Genomic DNA, 19,852 nt, shown 5'->3' on the forward strand with positions numbered 1-19,852 from the left:
CTGGGGGTGTGACGGACTGCGGTGGACCGGGGACAACTGGACACCTCGGAGCTATGACGGTCTTCATCGAGGGGACGCTTGCCCACGGTGGCAGGCAGCGGCCGTGAGCAGGCGTCCCCGGTGTCGCTAGGCTGCCGCGCCACCCGCATAGTCGCTGTTGAACGTCGTCTCGACGGTCGTGGCCACCGACTGGGCCACTCCGGTGCCCGTGAGGATGATGCCCAACTCCCGGTTGTTGGACAGGGAGTTGCTGCTGATGTTCATGGAGCCCGCCTCCACCTCCTGGGTGGACAGCCCGTAGTCGGCGACCATGGCCTTGGCGTGGATGTAGAAGCCGTTGGGGTCCGAGTAGCCGACGACGGTGCCGCCCGCCGCCTCGATCTCGGAGACCTCGCCCGAGTAGTCGCCCGGTGTCTCCAGGACCACCCGCACGGTCACACCTGCCTTCGCTCTCGCCGCGATGGCGTCGACCACCGTGCTGTCGCTGAACTCCAGTTCCTCGACGTCGAGCGTCTTGGTGGCGGAGTTGATCACGGACAGCAGGCGGCTGCGGGAGTCGTTGGGCGACCAGAGCAGGTGGTCGCCGTCGGTCGGGGTGATCGAGGTGCCCGCGTAGTCGGCGTTGAAGACCTTCTCGATCGCGGCGACGTCACGGGTGTCGTCGGTGAAGACGCCGTAGTCGCGGCCGGTCGCGTAGTACTGCGAGGTGAGATTGCCCGTGAGGACCAGCGACCTGGTGGCGTCCACCGTGATCGTCTTCTGGTGGGTGTAGACGAAGCTCGACGACGACCACACCACCCCCACTCCCGCGTTAGTCAGGGCGGTGTACGCCGAGTTGTCGGCGGTCTTGTGCTGGCGGTCGAGGATCACCCGCACGGTGACGCCCTTGTTCTCCAGCGCTATGAGGTCGTTGACGGCCGTGGTGTCCTCCAGCTCGTACATGGTCATGTCGAGGGAGGTGGTGGCCGAGTCGATGAAGTCGTAGATGTCCGGCTGGCTGCCACTCTGGGAGAAGGCGAACGCGGTGTAGCTCGCTGCGTTCGCGGGGACGGCGGTGGCGACGACGGCGGCGCCGGCCGCCAGGGCGACACCCGCGCGCCCGATGACCTTCCACAGCATGCGTGACTCCTGGTCGAGTTGATGCCCACGTGGGGGGTGGGTGAGCGTGGGCATGACACCACGCGCGTAGAACGCCCAGGAAGAGAAGGTCGGTGAACACGGGATTACCAGCCCGAAGCACAGGCGGACAAAGGGGACTTCAGGCAGGTGGGAGACGGTTCATGCGGTCCCCGCGAGTTCGCAAAATCTTCGTAGGGGCTCACGGTGGAATGCAGCGCATGGCGTCGCTGCCGGGAAGTCCCGCAGAACGCCATGCGACCCGCACCCGGCAACTCAGCCCTTGACGGCCGAGCTTGCCACGCCCTGGACGAACCAGCGCTGGAAGAACGCGAAGACGACCAGCACGGGCAGGACGAGGAGGACGCCGAAGGCGAGGACCTGGCCCCAGTCGACGGGCATCTGGCCCTGGAAGACGCTCATCTCCAGCGGCAGCGGGCGCACCGACGGGTCGGAGATCATCAGGACCGGCCACAGGAAGGCTCCCCACTGGGTGAGGAACGTCAGGATCGCGACCGAGGCGAACACCGGCTTCGACATCGGGACGATGATCGCGAAGAAGGTGCGCCAGGGACCGGCGCCGTCGATGCGGGCGGCCTCTTCGATGCTCGGCGGGATCGCGCGGAAGAACGTGGCGAACTGGTAGATGGAGAAGGCGTTGGCGATGAAGGGGACGGCCTGGATGTAGACGGTGTTGCGCTGGTCGTTGAGCATGTAGAACAGCGGGACGGCGACCGCTTCGAACGGCACCAGCATCAGCAGCAGGACGAGGGTGAAGACGGCGCCCTGGCCGCGCCAGCGCAGGCGGGTGAGGCCGTACGCGGCCATGGAGTTGACGATCAGGTTGCCCAGCACCACGACCGTGGCCACGAGCAGTGAGATGCCCATGAAGCGCCAGAAGTAGCCGGTGGCGTCGGAGTCGAAGCTGCTCAGGACGGCGCGGTAGTTGTCGAACGACATGTGGGTGGGGAGGAAGCCGGTCAGGCCGCTGAGGACCTGGTCGGACGGCTTGAAGCTGCCGAGGACCAGGTAGAGGACCGGCAGGACGAAGACGAACGCCAGGACGCTGAGGACGGCGTAGTCGAAGAAGCGGCGCAGGGGTGTGCTGGTCATGATCAGTCCTCGTTGCCGGAGCGGACGACGCGGCGCTGGATGAGGGTCAGAACGACGACGATCAGGAAGAAGACGACGGTGATCGCGGACGCCTGGCCGATGTTGTTCTGGTCGAAAGCGGTGGTGACGGCCTGGTACATCACGGTGCGGGTGGCGTCCTCGTCGAGCCCGCCGCCGTGGACCAGGACGTAGACCTGGTCGAAGACGCGGAAGGAGAGGACGGAGGTCAGCATGGCCACGAAGACGAGGGTGCCGCGGATGCCGGGCAGGGTGACGTTCCGGAACTGCTGCCAGCGCGAGGCACGGTCGAGTTGGGCGGCCTCATAGAGTTCGCCGGGGATCTGCTGGAGACCGGCGAGCAGGATGACCATCTGGAAGCCGACGCCCTGCCACACGGACAGCACGATGATCGAGGCCATGGCGGTGAGGCCGTCGCCGAGCCAGTCGAAGGAGCCCCAGTTGCCGAAACTCACCGCGTGCAGCGCGGAGTTGAGCAGGCCGTCGCCGCTGCGGGCGAGGATGAGCCGCCAGATGACCGCGACGAGGGCCATGGGAAAGACGACCGGCAGGAAGAACAGGGAACGGAAGACACCGATCGCCTTGAGCTTGCGGTTGAGGAGGATCGCGAGGGCGAGGGCGAGTCCCGTTTGCAGGGGTACGACGACCACGGCGAAGGTCAGGTTGTTCAGCAGGGCCCGCAGGAACGGGCCGGACATGTCCGGGTCGGTGAAGATGCGCCGGTACTGCTCGATGCCGAAGAAGCGCGGCGGGAGCGGGGAGCCTAGCCGCACGTTGTAGAAGGACAGGACGACGGCGTACACGAACGGCACGGCGACGAAGGCGATCAGTCCGGCGAGCGCGGGTGCGGACATCAGCAGTCCGTGCACCCGGTCGCGGTTCGCGCGGCGAGGCCGTACGGGCTGGGCGGACGGCGGTGGTGGGCTCGGCTTCCGCCGGTCGGGCGTGGCGGGTGCGGGGTTCACGGTGGTCACGGTAGGTGTCCTCTTCCGGGCCGGGAGGGACGGGCGCTGTCAGAGTGGGTCCGTCCCTCCCGGCTGCTGGATGCCGCTACTGCAGCTTGTAGCCGTCGTTGTCCGAGAAGTCCTGGTCGATGGCGCGGGCGGCCTTGTCCAGGGCGGACTTCGGGTCGGCGCCGCCGTAGACGTCGCTCAGCGCCTGCGAGAACTTGGCGGTGACCGTGGGGTATCCGGCGGTGACCGGGCGGGTCACGGCGACGCAGGACTTGTCGATGTCCGTGTCACCGCAGGCCTTGGCGAGCTGGTCGGCGTAGAGCTGCAGGGGGCCGCCCTGCTTGTACAGCGTGCTCTTGGCCAGCGCGGTCCTGGTGCCGGGAGGGGCGCCGTTGGCCGTGGTCATCGCGGTGACGTTGGTGTCGTTCAGGAGGGAGTCGAGGAAGGCGCCGGCGGCCTTGCCGTTCTTGGTGTCGGCGCCGATGCCCCACGCCCACGAACCCTGGCCGGTCTTGGGGCCGTTGCCGAAGTCGGGCAGCGGCAGCACGACGAGGTTCTTTCCGAGGGCCTTGCCGTAGGCGGGGTACATCCAGTGGCCGACCCAGCTGAGGGCGACACGGCCCTTGGCGAAGGCGTTGCCGTCGGTGTTGGGGTCGACGTACTTCTTCCAGGACTGGAAGGTCTTCAGCGCCGAGACCACGGCAGGGGTGTCCAGGGCGCCTTCGGCCTTGCCGTTCTTCAGCAGGGAGCCGCCCGCCGACCAGACGACCGGGGCGAAGCCGTAGGTGCCCCACTCGTTGGCGAAGCCGCCGCTCTCCTGGAGGTCCAGGCTCTTGCCGTCGGAGTCCTTGGCGGCCAGCTTCTTCACCGCGGTGGTGAACTCGGCCGCCGTCCAGTCGTCGGACAGACCCGTGGGGTACTTGACGCCGGCCGCGTCCAGCAGCTCCTTGTTGCCGTAGATGCCGAGCCCGGAGTCGTACATGCCGAGGCCGTACTGCTTGCCCTCGAACCGGCCCTCGGCCTTGATGGCGGGGGTGGCGTTGGACAGCGTCGTGGCGGAGACGTAGCTGTCGATCGGGGCGAGCTTCTTGTTGTAGACGAAGTTGGCCATCGTCGGGCCGTCGAACTCCATCACGTCCGGCAGCTTGGACGCCTCGGTGGCGGTGATGGTCTTGGTGTAGTCGGTGTCGGGGATCAGTGTCAGCTTGACCTTGACCTTCTTCTGCGAGGAGTTGAAGGTCTTCACCGCGCTCTGCAGGGCGGCCGCCTCACTCGCCTGACCCTGGTGGGCCCAGACGGTGATGGTGCCCGTGCCGCTGCCCTGCTCGGCGGAGGTGCCGGTGCCGCTGCCCCCGCCGCAGGCGGCGAGCGCGGCCAGCGGAAGGGCGAGGGCCAGGGCCGTACAGGCCGTCCGGCGGGCTCTTGTGGTGCCGGCGTTCATCGTGGGTGCCTCCGGTGTGTGGTGCGGGCGAGGGTGGGTGGTACTCAGGTGCATGGGGGGATTCGGGATCGGCACGTGCCGGTACGGCGACGTGGGCGATGACTCCGTCATGTGGGCTGCCCCTGGGGCAGTTCGGGACCGGCGCTCGGCTCCTTGACCACGAGGGGCAGCAGCTCCCAGGCGTCGACCGCGTGGCTCAGGTGCGCGCCCGGCGCGGTGTGGGCCTGCAGCCGCCAAGGGCCGTTTCCTGTCGGATAGAAGCGCAGGGTGAGCACCTGACCGGTGGAGGTCAGGAAGATCTCGGCGAGGGAGTGGTCGACGACCAGGCGCAGTTCGACCGGCTGTCCGGTGGGGCAGGGCATCCGGTAGGAGCCGCCGTGGGCGCGGGCGTCCAGCGAGGCGTGGTCGCGGTCGACGACCAGCTCGCCCGCGGCGCTGTCGAGGCGGATGTCGAGGTACTCGGAGCCCTCGGGGTCGGTGAGCAGGCGCAGGCTCGCCGCGCCGGTCGTCTCCAGACGGGCCGTCAGGTCGAAGGCGCGGCCCACACCGCCCAGTTCCACGGGCTGCGGGCCTTGCGCCACGCCCTTCGAGTGGAGCGCCAACTCGCCGCGCAGGGCAAGGAGTTCGGTGGCGGGCTGCTGGTGCAGTGTGCCGTCGGCAGCGACCGAGATCTCGCGCGGAAGGGTCAGTACGCCGGCCCATCCGTCCGCGACCGCCCAGTCTTCCTCGCGGGCTTCCGGGGACCAGCCCCACAGCAGCCATCGGTCGCCCGGTGCGCGCAGCAGAGCGGGCGCGTAGCAGTCCGGGCCGTGGTCCACGAAAGCGGGCGGCCCGGCCTCGAAGGCGTGGCCGTGTTCCTCGCCGACCAGGGCCGTGACGCAGCGCGCGCCTTCGTGGTCGTTCCACGCGCTGAAGATCAGGGCACCGGGCCGTCCGGACTGCGGCGGCAGGTACTGGGGGCACTCCCAGCCCTCGCCGGTGTGCAGGCCGCTGTCGCCGACCGGCTCCTGCGCGCGGGCGTCGAAGGGGCCCAGGTAGGTCCAGGTCTCCAGGTCGGGCGACTCGTACAGCAGGGCCGCGCCGCGGCCGTCCGCGAGAGCGGCGCCGACCAGCATCCGCCACCGCTCGCCGTCCCGCCACACATAGGGGTCGCGGTACATGGTGCAGCCCTCGGGCCATGTGGGGATGACCAGTTGGCCCCGCGGGGCGAAGGTCCGGCCGCCGTCGCCGGAGGTGGCGGTGGTGACCGGCTGGTGCTGGGGCGAGCGGTCCCAGCGGTTCGCGGAGTAGAAGGCGACCAGCCGGTCGCCGTCGGAGACGGCGTTGCCGGAGAAGCAGCCGTCGGCGTCCACGCCGCCCGGGGTCGGGGACAGGGCGATCGGCAGCGGCTCCCAGCTCAGCAGGTCGGGGCTGCGGAAGTGGCCCCAGTGCATGTTCGCGTGCGTCACGCCAGAGGGGTTGTACTGGTGGAAGACGTGGTAGTGGCCGTCATGGAAGACCAGCCCGTTGGGGTCGTTGATCCAGTTCCGGGGCGGGCGCAGATGTGCGACGGGCCGGTACGGATCGCGGGGCGCGGTGGACACACGCGTGCCTTTCGGTATGTGCAGCGGAGCATGCGAGGGCGGACGGTCACCGGACACGGCCGGCCACGATCCCCTCGTGGAACTCGGTGAAGGCGCCTTTCACCCTGTACTCGCTGCCGGCCCTCGTGGCATGGCGAGGGAAGCCGGGTCCGGCGTGCTGCCGGCGGCGAGGTGCGGGAAGGCTGTCTGAAGCGCCGACGACTCGTCGGCAGGAAAGGCGCGGCTCAGTACTCCGAGGCGCTGTCGGGCATCAGGCGGGAATGCCGCCTCGATCGCTCATTGAAAAGCTCAGGGGACATGTGTGTACCCTCACTGTGTTCTGAGTACTGGCAGGACCGACGACCGGTTGCGACGGTCGCCTGTCACGGTGCGATTGCTTCGCCGTCCCGGGGTCAGAGTCGGGGCGGCGAAGTGACCGATGCCCGCGCCACCAGCGGGCAAGGCAGCAATTCCTGGGTGTCCGGGCCCGGTGGCCGGCCCGGAGTCTTCGTGAGCGCGAGCAACTGGGCCACGGCCCGTGCCCCCATCTCGTAGTGCGGGAGCTGAACCGTGCTCAGCTGCGGGTGCACCGACTCGCAGACGAGCTCCTGGTTGTCGAATCCGATGACCGACAGATCGCCGGGGACGGACAGTCCCAACTCGGCGGCGGCCCGGTAGGCACCGGCGGCCATCCGGTCGTTGAAGCAGAACAACGCCGTGGGGCGCTGCTCCGCCGTCAGCAGCCGCCGCGCTGCCCGGTAGCCCGTGTCCACGTCACCGCCGACCGTGTTGAACGGCACCGCCGTCTCCGCGGCGACCAGAGACGGGTCGTAGGCGACACCGGCCTCGGCCAGCGCCTTGCGGTAGCCCTCCAGACGGCCCTGCCGGGCGGGAAGGTCGACGGTCTGTACGGTCACGCCGATCCGGCGGTGGCCGTGGTCGAGCAGCTCGCGCACCGCCGCGTAACCGCCCTGGACCTCGTCGGGCACCACAGACGGGACGGCGGGGTCGGCCGAGCCCGCGTCGAGCAGCACGGTGGGCGTCGTACGCAGTGCCTCCGGCAGTTCCACGATGCGGTGGTACATGGCCGCGTACACCACGCCGTCCACCTGCCGCTGGAGCAGCATCTCGATACTGGTGCGCTCCAGCTCGGCATCGCCGCTCGTGTTGACCAGCAGCAGGACCAGGCCCGCGGCCGCGGCGGCCTCCTGGGCACCCAGGATCATCCGGCCCGCGTGGGGGGTGGTGGCGATCTGGTCGCTGACGAAGCCGATGGTCTGCGACCGCTGCGTCCTCAGCCCGCGGGCCAGTCCGTTCGGCGCATACCCGAGCTCGTCGGCGGCCTTCCAGACGCGTTGCCGCGTCTCCTCGCTGATCCGCTTGCCCTCGACGCGGTTCAGGACGTGCGACACGGTCGCGGTCGACACACCTGCCGCCGCAGCCACGTCCTTGATCCCGATCCGGCGCGCCATTGCCCCTGCCCAAAGTGGAGGATTCCGGGTTGCCTAATCGTTTAGCCAACCGTGTGGACATGAGAGTGCCCCCAGCCGGAAGCCACTGTCAATGGCTCGTAAACGAACTCTTGGCCACGGCATGTCGCGGACGGCGGCAGGAAGGGCGGCCGGGCCGAGGGGCATCGGAACAGCATTCCGTACTCAGCCGGGTTCTGTCCCTGTTTCTCCCTGTTCCACCAGGTCCGAGGGGTTCGCCTCGCTAACATGGCTCTCCCGACGGGCCGTTGGCCTGCGGTGGGGTGCGCGCCAGGGGGGAGGCGGCTCATGGTTGAGGCGGCGGAGGTGGCCGCGCCAGGGAGCGGGGCGACCCGGGCCCCGGCTGGGCGGCTTCGGCTCGCACCACAGGCGGAAGCGGTCGGGCTGGCCGTCGGCGGGCTCGCTTTCGGGGTGTATGTGCTGGTCGTGAGCGCGCCCGGGCGGTATGTCACGACCACCACGACCTGGTTCTCGGGGGCGGTTGGCGGTCTGTATCTCGGAGCGGGGCTCCTCGCGCGGACGCGGCGGCCGAGCAACCCGGTCGGGCTGCTGATGCTGTGGGTGGGCATCGGGTGGTTCGCCGAGGACCTGCAGATCAGCCCGGCTCCGGTGGCGCACACCGTGGGGCTGCTCGTGCGGTCGGCGTCCAGCGGATTCCTGATCCCGCTGCTGCTGATGTTCCCCGACGGGGTGCTGCGTTCGCGGCTGGAGCGGCTCCTGGTGACGGCCGGTTACGCGACGGCGTTCGGGCTGATCCCGCTGAGCACACTCTTCTACCACTCGGTGGTACGGAACCTGCTGCTGGTGCACGCCGTGCTCTGGCTGCCCGAGGTGGTCGACCGGGTCCAGTTCGTCATGAGCGCGGCCGTCGTCGCCGTCCTGCTGGGCCGGTGGGTGAGGGCCACACGTCCGGCGCGGCGGGTGCTTGCGCCGCTGTTCGTCACGGGACTGGTCGGCGGGCTCGCGTCCACGCTCGACGCGATACTCGGTACGGGACCCGACTCGCCGACCCATCCACCGCTCATCGCCGTCGCGCACGTGGCGGTGCTCGCGCTGCCGCTGGCCTTCCTGGCCGGCGTCTGGCATGTCCGCATGGGGCGTACGGCCGTGGCCGACCTCCTGCGCTGCATGCCGACTGCCACCGGAGCGCAGTTGCGCGACGCGCTCGCGCGGGCGCTCCGCGACCCGTCGGTGCAGGTCGGCTACCCCGCCCCCGACGGGTACGTCGACAGCCGGGGCACCGTGCTCGCCGTGGCGCCCGGGCGGCAGGTCAGCCCGCTGGAGCGGGACGGCCGGCGCGTCGGGGTGCTCGTCCACGACCCGGCGCTGCGCGAGGACCGCTTCGTTCTGGAAGCCGTCGTCTCCGCGGCGGCGCTGGAACTGGACAACCAGCGCCTGGCCGCCGAGGTGCGTGCCCAACTGGCCGAGGTCCGCGCGTCACGGGCCCGTATCGTCGAGGCAGGCGACGAGCAGCGCCGCCGGATCGAGCACGACCTGCACGACGGGGCACAGACGACCTTCGTCACCGCACTGGTGACGTTACGACTGGCCCGGCAGAGGTTCGCCGGCCGGGAGGCGCCCGATCCCGAACTGGTCGGCCTGCTCGACCGGATCGCGGCGCTGATGGGCGAGGGCATCGACCAGCTGCGCGACCTCGCGCACGGCATCCATCCCGCCGTACTGACCGAGACGGGCGTGGTGGCGGCCCTGGAGACGCTCGCCGCGCGGGCGCCCTGCCCGGTCGAGGTGACCGCGGGCACGGTTCCCGGTCTTCCGCCGCCGCTCGCGGCCACCGTGTACTTCGTCGCCGCGGAGGCCCTCACCAACGCCCTGAAGCACGCGCAGGCGCGGACCATAGGCATCGACGTCCGCCACCGGGCCGAGGACGGGGTGCTGTGCCTGACGGTTGCCGACGACGGTGTCGGCGGCGCCGACCCGGGGGGTGGCACCGGGCTGCTCGGGTTGCGGGACCGGGTGGCGGTGTTCGACGGCACCATGACGGTCCGCAGCGAGCGTGGGCGGGGGACCGTGGTGGCGGTGGAACTTCCGCTCTGTGTACGGGACTTGGCCCCTGTGGCGGCTGCGGCAGAGGCGGCTTCCGGCGTGTGTGGCGAGGGGGAGGACGGACGGTCGTGACGGAACACGAGTCGGCGAGGACCCTTCCGGGGCCGGGGGGCTCCCCGCGCGGAGGCAGCACCTGCGCCCGGCCCTCGCCCAGGCCTCTGCGGATCGTGCTCGCCGACGACGAACGCCTCTTCCGGGGCGCCCTCGCCGCGCTGTTGGCGAGCCGCGGGCACGAGATCACCGCCCAGGTCGGCGACGCGGACGAGCTGCGCGCCGCGGTAGCCCGCACGGTCCCGGACCTCGCCGTGATCGACATCAGGATGCCGCCGACGAAACGCCTGGAAGGACTCCAGGCGGCCGTGGACATCCGGCAGTCCCACCACGACGTGGGGATCCTGCTGCTGTCCCAGAGCGTCCAGGTCACCCACCTCGCCGAGTTGACGGCATCCGATGTCCGGGGCGTCGGCTACCTGCTCAAGGAGCGCGTCGCCGGCGAGCACTTCCTCGACACCGTCGGCCGGATCGCCGACGGGGAGTGCGAGTTCGACCAGGAGGTGCTGCAACTGCTCCTCAACGGCCCCCGTCGGCGCGGCGGTCTGGCCACGCTCAGCCCCCGCGAACTGGACGTGCTCCGGCTCATGGCCCAGGGTCTGACCAACCCGGCGATCGCCGACCAGCTCGTCGTCACCGTGAAGACCGTCGAGACCCACGTCGGCAGCATCTTCCGGCGGCTCGAACTGCCCGACGAGAGCGAGGGGGAGTACCACCGCCGGGTCCTGGCCGTGCTGAAGTACCTCCAGTCCCGTGACTCCTGACGTGCTGTCACGGGTTCACGGTCCCCGGTCGGCGAGGTCCGACAGGGCCCTGACCGACAGCCGGTCCTTCGCCAGGAAACCGGCGGCCGGGGAGCGGGCGATACGCGCGGCGAACTCCTCGGCCTCGCGCACCGAGCACAGGACGAGCACCATGTCGGCGGCCAGCTCGTTCAGCTCCCGCGTCACGGCGAAGACGTTCTCCCCCGGCAGCCCCAGGTCCAGCAGCACGATGTCCGGCCGCTCTCCCCGGGCGACCGCCGCGACCGCCGCCGCCCCCGAGGCCGCCTCCGTCACGGCATACTCCCCGTCCGCCTCCAACAGGGCCCGGACGGCGGCCCGGTAGGCGGGGTCGTCGTCGACGATCAGCACGCTGCGGCTCATGGCCCCATGCTGACGGTCCGCCGGTGACCAGGGCATCAGGGCAGACCCTGAGAAGCCCCCGCCGGCGGACCGGTGCCCGCCTGGATGTTCCCGGCCCCTGCCGCGCGAAGACTGGGCGGACGACTCATCAGGGAAGTCGGGGAATCGGGGGAACATCATGCGGGGGAACACACGCGGAAAGGCATGGGGAAAACCTGCCGGGCCGCTCGCCCTGGTCGTGCTCGCGGCGCTGCTCGCGACCGGCCTGGCCGGCTGCAAGCCGGGTCAGGGCTCGGCGACCGTCAAACCGGCGTTCCTGCCGGTGTCGTTCACGATCGACTCGGCGGGCAACATCAGTGTCTCCGCCGACGCGAAGATCGTCACGCCGCTCGGCGAGGTCTCCGTCGGCGGATTCCAGCAGCGACTGGTCAGCGGCAAGAATCTGGTGGTCCTGATCCGGCACCTGGCGCACGCCGCGACAACCACCCGGAGCGCCGCGTTCGTTCAGACACGGGGAGCAGAGGGCACTGGATACGTCTACTCCGCGTACGAGATCCACACCAAGGGCCGCCATGTCCAGCCCTCCCTGGACGGGCGGGACCTCGCGCTCGCGCAGGGCGGCACGGTGCTGGTCGACGCGACCCGTGCGCAGCCCGGCAAGGTGACGCGTCTGCAGATCGCCGACGCCCCGAAGCAGCAGGACTCTCCCGTGCCGACCGGTTCGGCGTCCTCCTGCGCCGCCGGCCCCGGTGACATCGGCGTCACCCTGCCCGAGGTGACCGCCGGCGCCGACGTCGACGACACCGTGGCGCGGCTGGCCGCCGACTGTCTCCAGGTGCAGTACGCGGCCGAGCCCGCGGACGGCGTCGAGGAGGGCACGGTCTCCCGGGTCGTCATCCCGACCGCCGGCGCCGCCGGCACCGTACAGCTTCCGCCCGCCGACGACGCCGCGCCCCGGCCGGGCGACCGGGTGACAGCAAGCCGCCGTACGCCGACGACGGTGTACGTGGCCGCGACGGCGCCCGCGCCCTCGGACCCACCGACGGACTCTCCGGCCCCCACACTCACGGACACACCCACCGACACCGCAACTCCCGGAAGCACGGCGGTCACCGGCGCCGTGACGGCACCCGTACGCACCGGGCCCAGTACCGCAGACACGCAGATCAGCTACGTCGAGGCGGGCGGCTCGTACCAGGCGCTGTGCGTGGCACACGGCGACCCCGTGCAGGCGCACGGCTACGACAGCGATCTGTGGGTCGAGTTGCTCCGTGCCACCGGCGGCACGGGCTGGGTCACGGCCACCGCGCTCACCGGCGGCCCCGACGCCCTGTCGCTCCCCGACTGTGCCGAGCCCTCCGGCCCGGCGCCGGACACCACGGCCCCGGCGACGGTCACTCCGTCCGACGGCACCCCGACCCCGACCGCGACCGAATGAGGGACGACGAACAGCGATGAGCAGAACGAAGAAGAAGGTCGGCGAGATCCGCATCGCCAAGCGGATCGTCACCATCGGCCACGAGACCTACCCGCTCGCCAACATCTCGCGGGTTCAGACCCTGCGCGTGGTCTGGCGCGGCAAGCTCGCGACGCTCTACCCGCTGCGCGAGATCACCGTCCTGCTCCTGCTGGGCGGTGCGATCGCCCTGGTCCTGCAGCGCGCCGGGTCCCGGCTGGCAGGCGCCGACGCCGAGACCGTGCGGCGGATCGGCGCGGCCTTCCTCGCGCTGCTGGCCGTCCGGACCGCGTACCTGCTGGGCGTGCTGCTCTACCGGCTGCTGTTCCGGCGCAAGCGGTACGCACTGCTCATCGAAACGGCGGGCACGCAGTACACCGCGCTGTCCGGGACGGCCCGCAACGAGATCCACCGCATCCAGGCGGAGATCGTCGCCGCGATCGAGGACCCGCCGGCCACGGAACGGATCCTGCACGTGGGAGGGGATCTCGTCGTCGGGGACAAGTTCGGCGGCGACAAGGTCGGCCGGGACAAGAACGTCCAGAGCGGATCCCCCGCATGACCCACAACATCACCGTCACCATCACGAAGAGAAGCAAGAAGGAGCCACGGATGTCCGACTACGTCTACGGGGACAAGTTCGGCGGCGACAAGATCGGCCGCGACAAGAACGTCCAGACCGGCGGCAGCGGCAACACCTTCAGGATCGACAACTCCCCGGGGGTCTCGCCTGCCGAGCTGGACGCCGCCGTCGGTGAACTGCGCGCCTTCGTGGCCCAGTTGACCCGAGAGGGGGTGGTGGCGGCGGACGGCAGCGTCACCGACGCCGGTGCGGTCGTCACGGCGGTGCGTACCCGGCCCGAGCGTCTGCGGGCGCTCGCCCGTGCGGTCGCGGGCGGCGCCTCGGACGCGGTGCTGGCAGCGGTGCAGGGCGGGGTGGCGACGCTGGTCACGGCGCTCGTCGGGGGGACGTGAGCAGGCCGGGCGTCAGGTCGCAAGCAGCCCGCGGCCGTACCAGTCCCTGGTGTCGCGGACGCCGGGCAGGGCGTAGAAGTAGCCGCCGCCGGTGGGGGAGATGTAGTCGACGAGGGGCTCGTCGATCAGGCGGGTCTGGGTGGCTTCGAACTGGCGCTTGACGTCCTGCTGGTAGCAGCAGAAGACCAGGCCCATGTCGAGGTTGCCGACGTTGTCGATGCCGCGGTCGTAGTTGTAACCGCGGCGCAGGATGCGGGAGTTGTCGGTCCTGGACGTGCGCGGGTTCGCCCGGCGGATGTGCGCGTCCAGTGGGATCGCTGTGCCGTGCGGGTCCCTGGCGTAGTTGGGGATGTCGGTCTCCTTGGCGCCGTCGAGCGGGGCGCCGGTGTCCTTGCGGCGGCCGAACATCAGCTCCTGTTCGCTGAGCGAGACCCGGTCCCAGAACTCCACCAGCATGCGGATGATGCGGATCACCTGGTAGCTGCCGCCGGTCGCCCAGGCGGGCTCGCCCTGACCGTCGCCGACCCAGATCAGGCGGTCGGTCTCCCGGGTGGAGGTGACGTCCGGGTTGGCTATGCCGTCCTTGAAGCCGAGCAGGTTGCGCTGCGCACCGGTCGGGCGCGGTGCGTTCTGGAAGCCGTCGATGCGCCATTTGATCTGCATGCCGCCACGCGTGTGCTTGGCGATGTCCCGCAGGGCGTGCAGCACGGTGTCCTGGCGGTCGGCACAGATCTGCAGGGACAGGTCGCCGTGGCACTCGGCGGGTTTCAGATTGTCGTTGGGGAAGGTCCGCATGGCCGTCAGGCGGCGGGGCTTGGCCTTCGCGAGGCCGTAGCGGTCGTCGAAGAGGGAGGCACCGACGCCGACCGTGACGGTGAGGCCGTCGGCGGGGACGGTCGGGCCGAGGATGCCGTTGTCGGCGGGAGGAGCGCCCACGCCCAGGTCGGCCGGGGTGCCGCCGGAAGTGAGGAAGCGGGCGCGGGTGGTGATGGTCCGCAGCAGCTCGGCCAGTTCGTCGCGGTCGTCGGCGATGACGTCGAAGGACACGAAGGTGGCGGCCGCGGGAGCGGGGGTGAGGATGCCGGCCTGGTGGGCGCCGTGGAAGGGGACCTTGGCGGCGTTCTCCGTCCGGGTGGCCGCCTGCGCGCTGCCGCTGCTCTCTGCGAGCGCGAGGCCGCCGCCGGTCAGGACTGCTCCCGCGGCCCCGGCGCCGAGGGCCGTCTTCACGAAGGAACGGCGGCCGGCACCGGCGGGGCAGCCGTCCTGCGGGGCGGGGGATTCGGCGGACGGCATGGGGGCGTTCCCTTCGCTGCGTACAGGGTCGTGGCGGTGCGGGGTTGTCATCAGGCGGACTTCCGGATCTCCAGCAGGTCGGGGACCGGGGCGAGGTCCTCCACGAGCCGGCCGGTGGCTCCGTCCAGGCGGGCCCGGGCGGTCGGGTCGAGCCGGTTCACGGGGGTCCAGGAGCTGCCGTGGTGAGCCGCGTCGAGGAGCTGCTGCAGGCGGCTGATGTCCGCGTCGACGGTCGGCAGCAGGCGCGGGGAGCGGCTGGTGAGCAGGGGCCTGAGGACGGTGAGCAGTACGCGGGTGCCTGCGAGGTTGGCGTCGGCGGTGGCGAGGTTGGTGCCACTGCCCTCGTCGGTGTCGCCGGTCAGCTCGAACTGCAGGGTGTTCTCGAGGATCTCGTGGGCGCGCAGTGGCAGGTCGGCGGGGGCGAAGTCCTGGCGCGGGAAGGCCTTGCGCAGCCCGGCGGTGTCGGCGGCCAGCTGTCGGGCCGGAGCGGTGAGCGAGGTCGCCGACTCGTCGTGCCACAGGCCGTACTCCAGGCGGTGGAAGCCGGTGAAACCCTTGTCGTGCACGCCGTCCGGCAGACCGTCGGCCCTGCCGTTGATCTTCTGGTCGAAGTCCTCGAAGGTGCCGTAGGCGGCGCCGAGGGAGGCGTAGGTGCGGTGCGCGACGAGCCAGTCGGCGCGAGCCCGGCCGAGCTGGTTGCCCTTGATGTCGGAGGCGAGGGTGCGGGTCTGCCGGACAAGAGTGGCCAAGCCCTGGCCGACGTACGCCTTGTACTGGCCGAGTGGGCCTGCGAGGTCCTGCTCGGTGACGGGAACGACCGGCTGCGAGGCTCCCCCGCCGGTGACGCGGACCGCCTTGGAGGTCACGGCTGTGCCGCTGGTCGGGACACACCGCCACGCGTACGTGCCGCCCGCGACGGTGGCGACCAGCTCCCGGGTGGTTCCGGGCGCCAGGCCCTCGACCTCTCCGTAGACGGCGTTCGTGGCCGGGTCGACGAGGTAGACCTCGGACGTCTTGTCGCCGGTGTTGTGCATCTGGAAGGTCTGCCGGCCGGGCTCGGGCGCACTGAATCCCTTGCCGCAGTCCTTCTCCGAGACGGCGACGGTCTGGGATGCGGCCGATTTGGGACGGCCGAAGGCGACGGCGACGCCCGCGATCACCGCTGGCACGGTGACGACGGCCACGGGGACCACCCAGGCGGGACGGCGCCGGGCGGGCGGGGCACCCTGCCCTTCCTGGGCGGACGTCACTTTGTCGGCAGCGGGCTGCTTCGGTGCCGTGGCCCGCACACCGCGCACGAACAGCGTCATCACCACGGCGAGGTAGCCGCCGTAGCCCACGACCTGCAGCCAGGTCATGGCCGGCGTCAGATTGAACACGCCCTGGAGCAGGGTGCCGTACCAGGAGCCGGCGTCGATGCTGCCGCTCAGGTCGAACGCGTACGCCGTGCCCCCGGGCAGTACGCCGCCCTCCTGCAGGTCGCGCAAGCTGTAGCCGAGGACACCGGAGGCGATGACGATCAGGACGACGCCGGTGGCGGTGAAGAACCTCGTCAGGTTGATCTTCAGCACCCGCCGGTACAGGCCCCAGCACAGGGCGGCCGACAGCAACAGGCCGACGGCGGCGCCCGTGAGGGGGCCCGCGGACTCGCCGGCCGCCTGCGCGGTGGTCCACAGGAACAGGGCGGTCTCCAGGCCCTCCCGGCCCACGGCGAGGAAGGAGGTGACGACCAGGACACCCGCGCCCATGCCGAGCGCGCTGGTGACCTTCTCCTTGATCTCGCCGGACAGACTGCGCGCCGAGCGTCGCATCCAGAACACCATGGCGGTGACGAACGCGACCGCGATCAGGCTGAGCGTGCCGCCGAAGGCCTCCTGGGCGGTCGCGGACAGGGACGCGGCCGTGAAGGTGAGGACCGCGCCGAAGCTCATGGCGAGCGCGATCGCCGCGAGGACGCCCGTCCACACCTGCGGCAACCGGGAGCGGGCGTCGGCCCGCACGAGCGTCGCGACGAGGATGGAGACGATGAGTCCGGCTTCGAGTCCTTCCCGCAGTCCGATCAGGAAGCTCGGAAACGCGTCATCCCACATGCGGCCCTCATTAGCGTAGGCATGCCTAACCAAACGCGGACCATCATGACCTGCGGGTATGCAATCAGTCAGTCGTGGGAGAGTAATTCCGAGGCCAAAATCCCCAGCTGACGCGTCGTCACCGGTATGCCGATGGGGTGGCGGCGTGCGGTCAGCGGGATGCCGTCTGGTGGATCCCGGGGATGTCCAGTTCGTCGGCGCTGAGGAACTGGTTGTACGCGGTGACGTTCGTGAAGAAGATCGGGATGGGAAGGGTGAGCCCCGGTGGCAGTGGGGGCGGCATGCTCGGGGTGAACGTGACGGGGAGCAGGCCGAGAAGGTTCCCGCTGAGGACCTTGGTCAGCAGGACCACGGGCTGCCCGGTGGCCACCGTCGTGCTGGAGGGGGCGTCCGTCTCCAGCGTGCCCTGGCAGGGATACCAGGGGCCGGGGGCGGACGGGTCCACGCGGCCGATGCCGGGGATGCCCATGTCGAGCAGCGGCAGCCGGAGGCCGGGCAGACCGTGGAAGGGCGGAGCGGGCGGCGGGGGCTGGTTGCGGCCGCATCCGGGGGCAAGGAGAGGGGCCGTCTGGCGCAGGCTCGCAATGTCGACCCGGTACGCCGTGAAGACCAGGACCTCCTGGGGGCCGTACGCCGTCGGCACCTCGGTGATGCCGTGATAGGTCAGGCCGGTGAGCACCAGCAGCGGGGTGACGACCCGGAACGGCTGGGCGGCGGTGCGTACGCGGTACGCGGCGGCATCGACACCCAGCCTGAGGGAGATCAGGGGCTGCGGAAGGCACCAGCGCGAGTGCTCGTCCCGCCCGGAGCCGGCGCCCAGATCGATGTGCAGTGGCAGCAGCGACAGCGGCCCGTCCATCCGCCCGTCGGCAGGCAGCGGCGGGATGTCCAGGCGCAGGACGGACGGCGTGACGTCGTCGGCGGACCTGCTCGGCTGCCTGTCCGACGTGCCCGGCCCGGCGGCGTGGTCGGGCTTGCTGCGCTGCGGTGGGCCGGCGGGGCGGGCCGGCCGCGGCGTTGCACGGTCGTGCCGGGCAGCCGGGTCGTTCTCGTGTTTGTCGGGTGCGTCGGGTGATCCGTGCAGGCCGAGCAGGTCGGAGACCGAGCCGAGAAGGCCCGCTCCGGACGAAGCCGGGGGAGCGGGTGCGGGCTTGACGGAGGCCGGTCCGCGTGCGGGCCTGTGTCTGTCGTTCGTCTCGGTACGCGGCTTCGGCACAAGAGAGACGAGGGGGGCGTGCGGGCCGTGCGGGCCGTGTACTGCGGAGCCGGCGCCCGGGATGCGGCCTCCGGTGCCGCTCGTGGGAGGTGCCGCCCCGGCCAGCAGTCCGCCGAGCAGAGAGCAGACGGTCAGGTGCGGGGGAGTGGTGTCGTCGACGGCGCTCCCGAGCACGCTCGGGGGATCGGCGCGGCTCGGCAGCACTCGGGGGAGGTGCGCCGGGGCCGGTTGCAGGCCGCCGGTCAGCAGGGCCCCGATCGGAAGCACACCGAGCGCCCGCATACGGCTGGTGCGCCAGGTCAGACCGTTCGGGCGCGGGCTGCCGCCGGATTGTCCGCCGCCGACCGCATGACCTCCGCCGCCTCCCCAGCCGTCCGGTTCACCGGAACCGCCGGGGTCACCGGAGCCACCCGCCCCACCGGGACCGCAAGAACCACCGGAACCGCCCGAATCACCGGGGCCACCCGGACCGTCCGGCCCTTCAGGATCGTCCGATCCTCCAGAGCGGCCCGAGCCGTTGCCGCGACGCCAGTCCGGCCAGATCGGCGGCCGGACCGGAGGCCGCTCGTACGGCACCCAGCTCACCGCCATCGCGCCGCCGGTGATGCCCAGCAGAAAACCGATCAGGAAACCGCCGAAATTGGAGAGCACGAGCGAGGCGACCGCCAGCACCAGCGTCGCGATGCCCGCGAACACCCGGTGGCCGGGCGACAGCCACATGCTGAGCGCGAGGACCACCAGGAAGATCCCCATGAGCGACCCCGCAACGCCGGCGATGCCTTCATGCATCATGACCGGCAACGGCGCGAACGGGATGGAGAGGATCTCGACCCCGGCCAGCAGCGTCCACACCCCGGCCCAGAACGGGCGGCTGCGCCGCCAGTCGCGGAAGGCGCTCCACCATCCGCGGCGCGTCCCGTCAGCCTCTCCCTTCCTCCTGCCTCCGAGGTGCAGCCACGCACTACTCACTTCGATCCCCCGGAGTGTGGTGGTGTCCGTGATCCGCACCGGACGAGTCGTGACCTGCGTGATCCGCATCAGAGGAGTGGTGACCTCCGTGACCGGCATCAGAGGAGTGGTGACCTCCGTGATCGGCACCAGAAGAGCCGTGACCCTCGTGATCCGCACCAGAAGAGCCGTCGTCCCCCTGATCCGCATCAGCATCGAAACACGGGTTCGAGCCGACCTGCACGCTCAGGTGGAGCCCCGGCAGCCGGAACGTCGCCGCACTCACCGAACGGGTCTGCTGCCGCAGGTTGTCGATGCGTACGGTGTCGGCCTGCTCGCCGAAGCCGCCGGGCGCGCCGTGCACGCCCGGCACACCCTGCACGGTCGCGGCATCCTGACCGATGTTGATGTTGTGGAAGAGTGCGTCGCCCTGCAGGTCGTGGCTGTCCGCGACGAGCCGGTCCGCGTGCGCGGGGGTCCCGCCGCTGCCCGAGGTCAGCCGCAGGGTGACGGGGCCGAGGACGGGCACGTCCTGTACGACGGACTGGCACAGGTCGTACAGGTCCGCGGACCGGATGCCGGAAAGAGCTTCCGGGTACGAGGCATGAGCGCCGCGGTCCAGCACACCGAACTGAACGAACCCTTGCCCGTCGAGCGTGCTGGCCGAGATCTGGAAGCTCTCGCCGGAAACCGTGAACGAGTTGGGTGACACTCCGAAGGACGCGGCCAGGGCGCCACGCGCCATCGCTGTGCACAGCGCCGCGGAGGCCAGCAGGGTGGGCACCATGGCCACGGCCAGGCGCCTCCATCGGGTGTGGCCCGTGAGACGTGTGCTCACGGTGGTCTGGGTGGCACTGTCGGCGATGCTTGTCATCCCTCTCCCCGTCAGACAATCCGGGCCGGCCCGTCAGCGGGCCGAGAAGCCCCAAATTCCCGAGTCTC

16 protein-coding genes are annotated in these 19,852 nt (G+C 70.8%); 5 read left to right on the forward strand and 11 right to left on the reverse strand.

The window, feature by feature from the left end; genetic code table 11:
• Positions 1–126: 126 nt before the first annotated feature.
• The 6 genes from EDD92_RS37850 to EDD92_RS37875 all read right to left on the reverse strand — a co-directional run bounded on the left by EDD92_RS37850 (position 127) and on the right by EDD92_RS37875 (position 7,675).
• Positions 127–1,119 carry a phospholipase D-like domain-containing protein gene (locus EDD92_RS37850; RefSeq protein ID WP_123968465.1) on the reverse strand — a complete coding sequence of 331 codons (993 nt, stop codon included), beginning with the start codon at positions 1,117–1,119 and terminating at the stop codon, positions 127–129.
• Positions 1,120–1,392: 273 nt separating this feature from the next.
• Positions 1,393–2,229, reverse strand: a complete 837-nt coding sequence (locus tag EDD92_RS37855; protein ID WP_123968466.1) for a carbohydrate ABC transporter permease — start codon at positions 2,227–2,229, stop codon at positions 1,393–1,395.
• 2 nt (positions 2,230–2,231) lie between these two features.
• Positions 2,232–3,221 (reverse strand): carbohydrate ABC transporter permease, encoded by a 990-nt coding sequence (locus tag EDD92_RS37860; RefSeq protein ID WP_123968467.1) that lies wholly within the window; start codon positions 3,219–3,221, stop codon positions 2,232–2,234.
• Between the two features lie 76 nt (positions 3,222–3,297).
• Positions 3,298–4,695, reverse strand: coding sequence for a sugar ABC transporter substrate-binding protein (locus tag EDD92_RS37865; protein ID WP_260327033.1), 1,398 nt, complete (start codon positions 4,693–4,695; stop codon positions 3,298–3,300).
• Positions 4,696–4,748: 53 nt separating this feature from the next.
• Complete coding sequence (locus tag EDD92_RS37870) at positions 4,749–6,224, reverse strand: glycoside hydrolase family 32 protein (protein ID WP_123968468.1); 1,476 nt, start codon at positions 6,222–6,224, stop codon at positions 4,749–4,751.
• 392 nt (positions 6,225–6,616) lie between these two features.
• Positions 6,617–7,675, reverse strand: a complete 1,059-nt coding sequence (locus EDD92_RS37875; protein WP_123968469.1) for a LacI family DNA-binding transcriptional regulator — start codon at positions 7,673–7,675, stop codon at positions 6,617–6,619.
• 306 nt (positions 7,676–7,981) lie between these two features.
• On the opposite strand from EDD92_RS37875, the gene EDD92_RS37880 reads away from it, so the two are divergent.
• Together EDD92_RS37880 and EDD92_RS37885 are read left to right on the forward strand one after the other, a co-directional pair.
• Positions 7,982–9,829: a sensor histidine kinase gene (locus EDD92_RS37880; protein WP_123968470.1), complete on the forward strand. Its 1,848-nt coding sequence runs from the start codon at positions 7,982–7,984 to the stop codon at positions 9,827–9,829.
• Positions 9,826–10,572, forward strand: coding sequence for a response regulator transcription factor (locus tag EDD92_RS37885; RefSeq protein ID WP_399184859.1), 747 nt, complete (start codon positions 9,826–9,828; stop codon positions 10,570–10,572). Before EDD92_RS37880 ends, EDD92_RS37885 begins: the two co-directional genes overlap by 4 nt.
• A 15-nt stretch (positions 10,573–10,587) precedes the next feature.
• Here the strand turns inward: EDD92_RS37885 and EDD92_RS37890 are convergent, their stop codons facing one another.
• Complete coding sequence (locus tag EDD92_RS37890) at positions 10,588–10,953, reverse strand: response regulator (protein ID WP_123968471.1); 366 nt, start codon at positions 10,951–10,953, stop codon at positions 10,588–10,590.
• A gap of 157 nt (positions 10,954–11,110) precedes the next feature.
• Between EDD92_RS37890 and EDD92_RS37895 the strand changes: the two genes are divergently transcribed.
• Genes EDD92_RS37895 through EDD92_RS37905 form a run of 3 tightly spaced genes read left to right on the forward strand, consistent with a single transcriptional unit; the run spans position 11,111 to position 13,363 of the window.
• Positions 11,111–12,370, forward strand: coding sequence for an SH3 domain-containing protein (locus tag EDD92_RS37895; protein WP_123968472.1), 1,260 nt, complete (start codon positions 11,111–11,113; stop codon positions 12,368–12,370).
• Between the two features lie 16 nt (positions 12,371–12,386).
• The gene (locus tag EDD92_RS37900; protein WP_123968473.1) at positions 12,387–12,950 is read left to right on the forward strand and encodes a DUF6232 family protein; all 564 of its coding nucleotides are present in this window, start codon (positions 12,387–12,389) and stop codon (positions 12,948–12,950) included.
• The gene (locus EDD92_RS37905; protein WP_123968474.1) at positions 12,947–13,363 is read left to right on the forward strand and encodes a hypothetical protein; all 417 of its coding nucleotides are present in this window, start codon (positions 12,947–12,949) and stop codon (positions 13,361–13,363) included. The genes EDD92_RS37900 and EDD92_RS37905 overlap by 4 nt, the downstream gene beginning before the upstream one ends.
• Before the next feature lie 12 nt (positions 13,364–13,375).
• On the opposite strand, the gene efeB is transcribed toward EDD92_RS37905, so the two are convergent.
• The 4 genes from efeB to EDD92_RS37925 all read right to left on the reverse strand — a co-directional run bounded on the left by efeB (position 13,376) and on the right by EDD92_RS37925 (position 19,784).
• Positions 13,376–14,656, reverse strand: coding sequence for an iron uptake transporter deferrochelatase/peroxidase subunit (gene efeB, locus EDD92_RS37910; protein ID WP_185124252.1), 1,281 nt, complete (start codon positions 14,654–14,656; stop codon positions 13,376–13,378).
• A gap of 50 nt (positions 14,657–14,706) precedes the next feature.
• Positions 14,707–16,746: an iron uptake transporter permease EfeU gene (gene efeU, locus EDD92_RS37915; protein WP_123968476.1), complete on the reverse strand. Its 2,040-nt coding sequence runs from the start codon at positions 16,744–16,746 to the stop codon at positions 14,707–14,709.
• 151 nt (positions 16,747–16,897) lie between these two features.
• Positions 16,898–19,030 carry a DUF6114 domain-containing protein gene (locus EDD92_RS37920; protein ID WP_185124253.1) on the reverse strand — a complete coding sequence of 711 codons (2,133 nt, stop codon included), beginning with the start codon at positions 19,028–19,030 and terminating at the stop codon, positions 16,898–16,900.
• The gene (locus tag EDD92_RS37925) at positions 18,924–19,784 is read right to left on the reverse strand and encodes a DUF6230 family protein (protein ID WP_221268176.1); all 861 of its coding nucleotides are present in this window, start codon (positions 19,782–19,784) and stop codon (positions 18,924–18,926) included. Before EDD92_RS37925 ends, EDD92_RS37920 begins: the two co-directional genes overlap by 107 nt.
• Between the last annotated feature and the right edge of the window lie 68 nt (positions 19,785–19,852).

This window comes from Streptomyces sp. TLI_185 (assembly GCF_003814765.1).
In the GTDB taxonomy this organism is placed as follows: Bacteria; Actinomycetota; Actinomycetes; order Streptomycetales; family Streptomycetaceae; genus Streptomyces.

Excerpts from the sequence above, each read along its gene's own strand:
- EDD92_RS37850 (WP_123968465.1), bottom strand. The coding sequence starts at position 1,119 with ATGCTGTGGAAGGTCATCGGGCGCGCGGGTGTCGCCCTGGCGGCCGGC.
- EDD92_RS37855 (WP_123968466.1), bottom strand. The coding sequence starts at position 2,229 with ATGACCAGCACACCCCTGCGCCGCTTCTTCGACTACGCCGTCCTCAGC.
- EDD92_RS37865 (WP_260327033.1), bottom strand. The coding sequence starts at position 4,695 with ATGCACCTGAGTACCACCCACCCTCGCCCGCACCACACACCGGAGGCA.
- EDD92_RS37875 (WP_123968469.1), bottom strand. The coding sequence starts at position 7,675 with ATGGCGCGCCGGATCGGGATCAAGGACGTGGCTGCGGCGGCAGGTGTG.
- EDD92_RS37880 (WP_123968470.1), top strand. The coding sequence starts at position 7,982 with ATGGTTGAGGCGGCGGAGGTGGCCGCGCCAGGGAGCGGGGCGACCCGG.
- EDD92_RS37890 (WP_123968471.1), bottom strand. The coding sequence starts at position 10,953 with ATGAGCCGCAGCGTGCTGATCGTCGACGACGACCCCGCCTACCGGGCC.
- EDD92_RS37895 (WP_123968472.1), top strand. The coding sequence starts at position 11,111 with ATGCGGGGGAACACACGCGGAAAGGCATGGGGAAAACCTGCCGGGCCG.
- EDD92_RS37900 (WP_123968473.1), top strand. The coding sequence starts at position 12,387 with ATGAGCAGAACGAAGAAGAAGGTCGGCGAGATCCGCATCGCCAAGCGG.
- EDD92_RS37905 (WP_123968474.1), top strand. The coding sequence starts at position 12,947 with ATGACCCACAACATCACCGTCACCATCACGAAGAGAAGCAAGAAGGAG.
- efeB (WP_185124252.1), bottom strand. The coding sequence starts at position 14,656 with ATGCCGTCCGCCGAATCCCCCGCCCCGCAGGACGGCTGCCCCGCCGGT.
- efeU (WP_123968476.1), bottom strand. The coding sequence starts at position 16,746 with ATGTGGGATGACGCGTTTCCGAGCTTCCTGATCGGACTGCGGGAAGGA.
- EDD92_RS37920 (WP_185124253.1), bottom strand. The coding sequence starts at position 19,030 with ATGCCGGTCACGGAGGTCACCACTCCTCTGATGCGGATCACGCAGGTC.
- EDD92_RS37925 (WP_221268176.1), bottom strand. The coding sequence starts at position 19,784 with ATGACAAGCATCGCCGACAGTGCCACCCAGACCACCGTGAGCACACGT.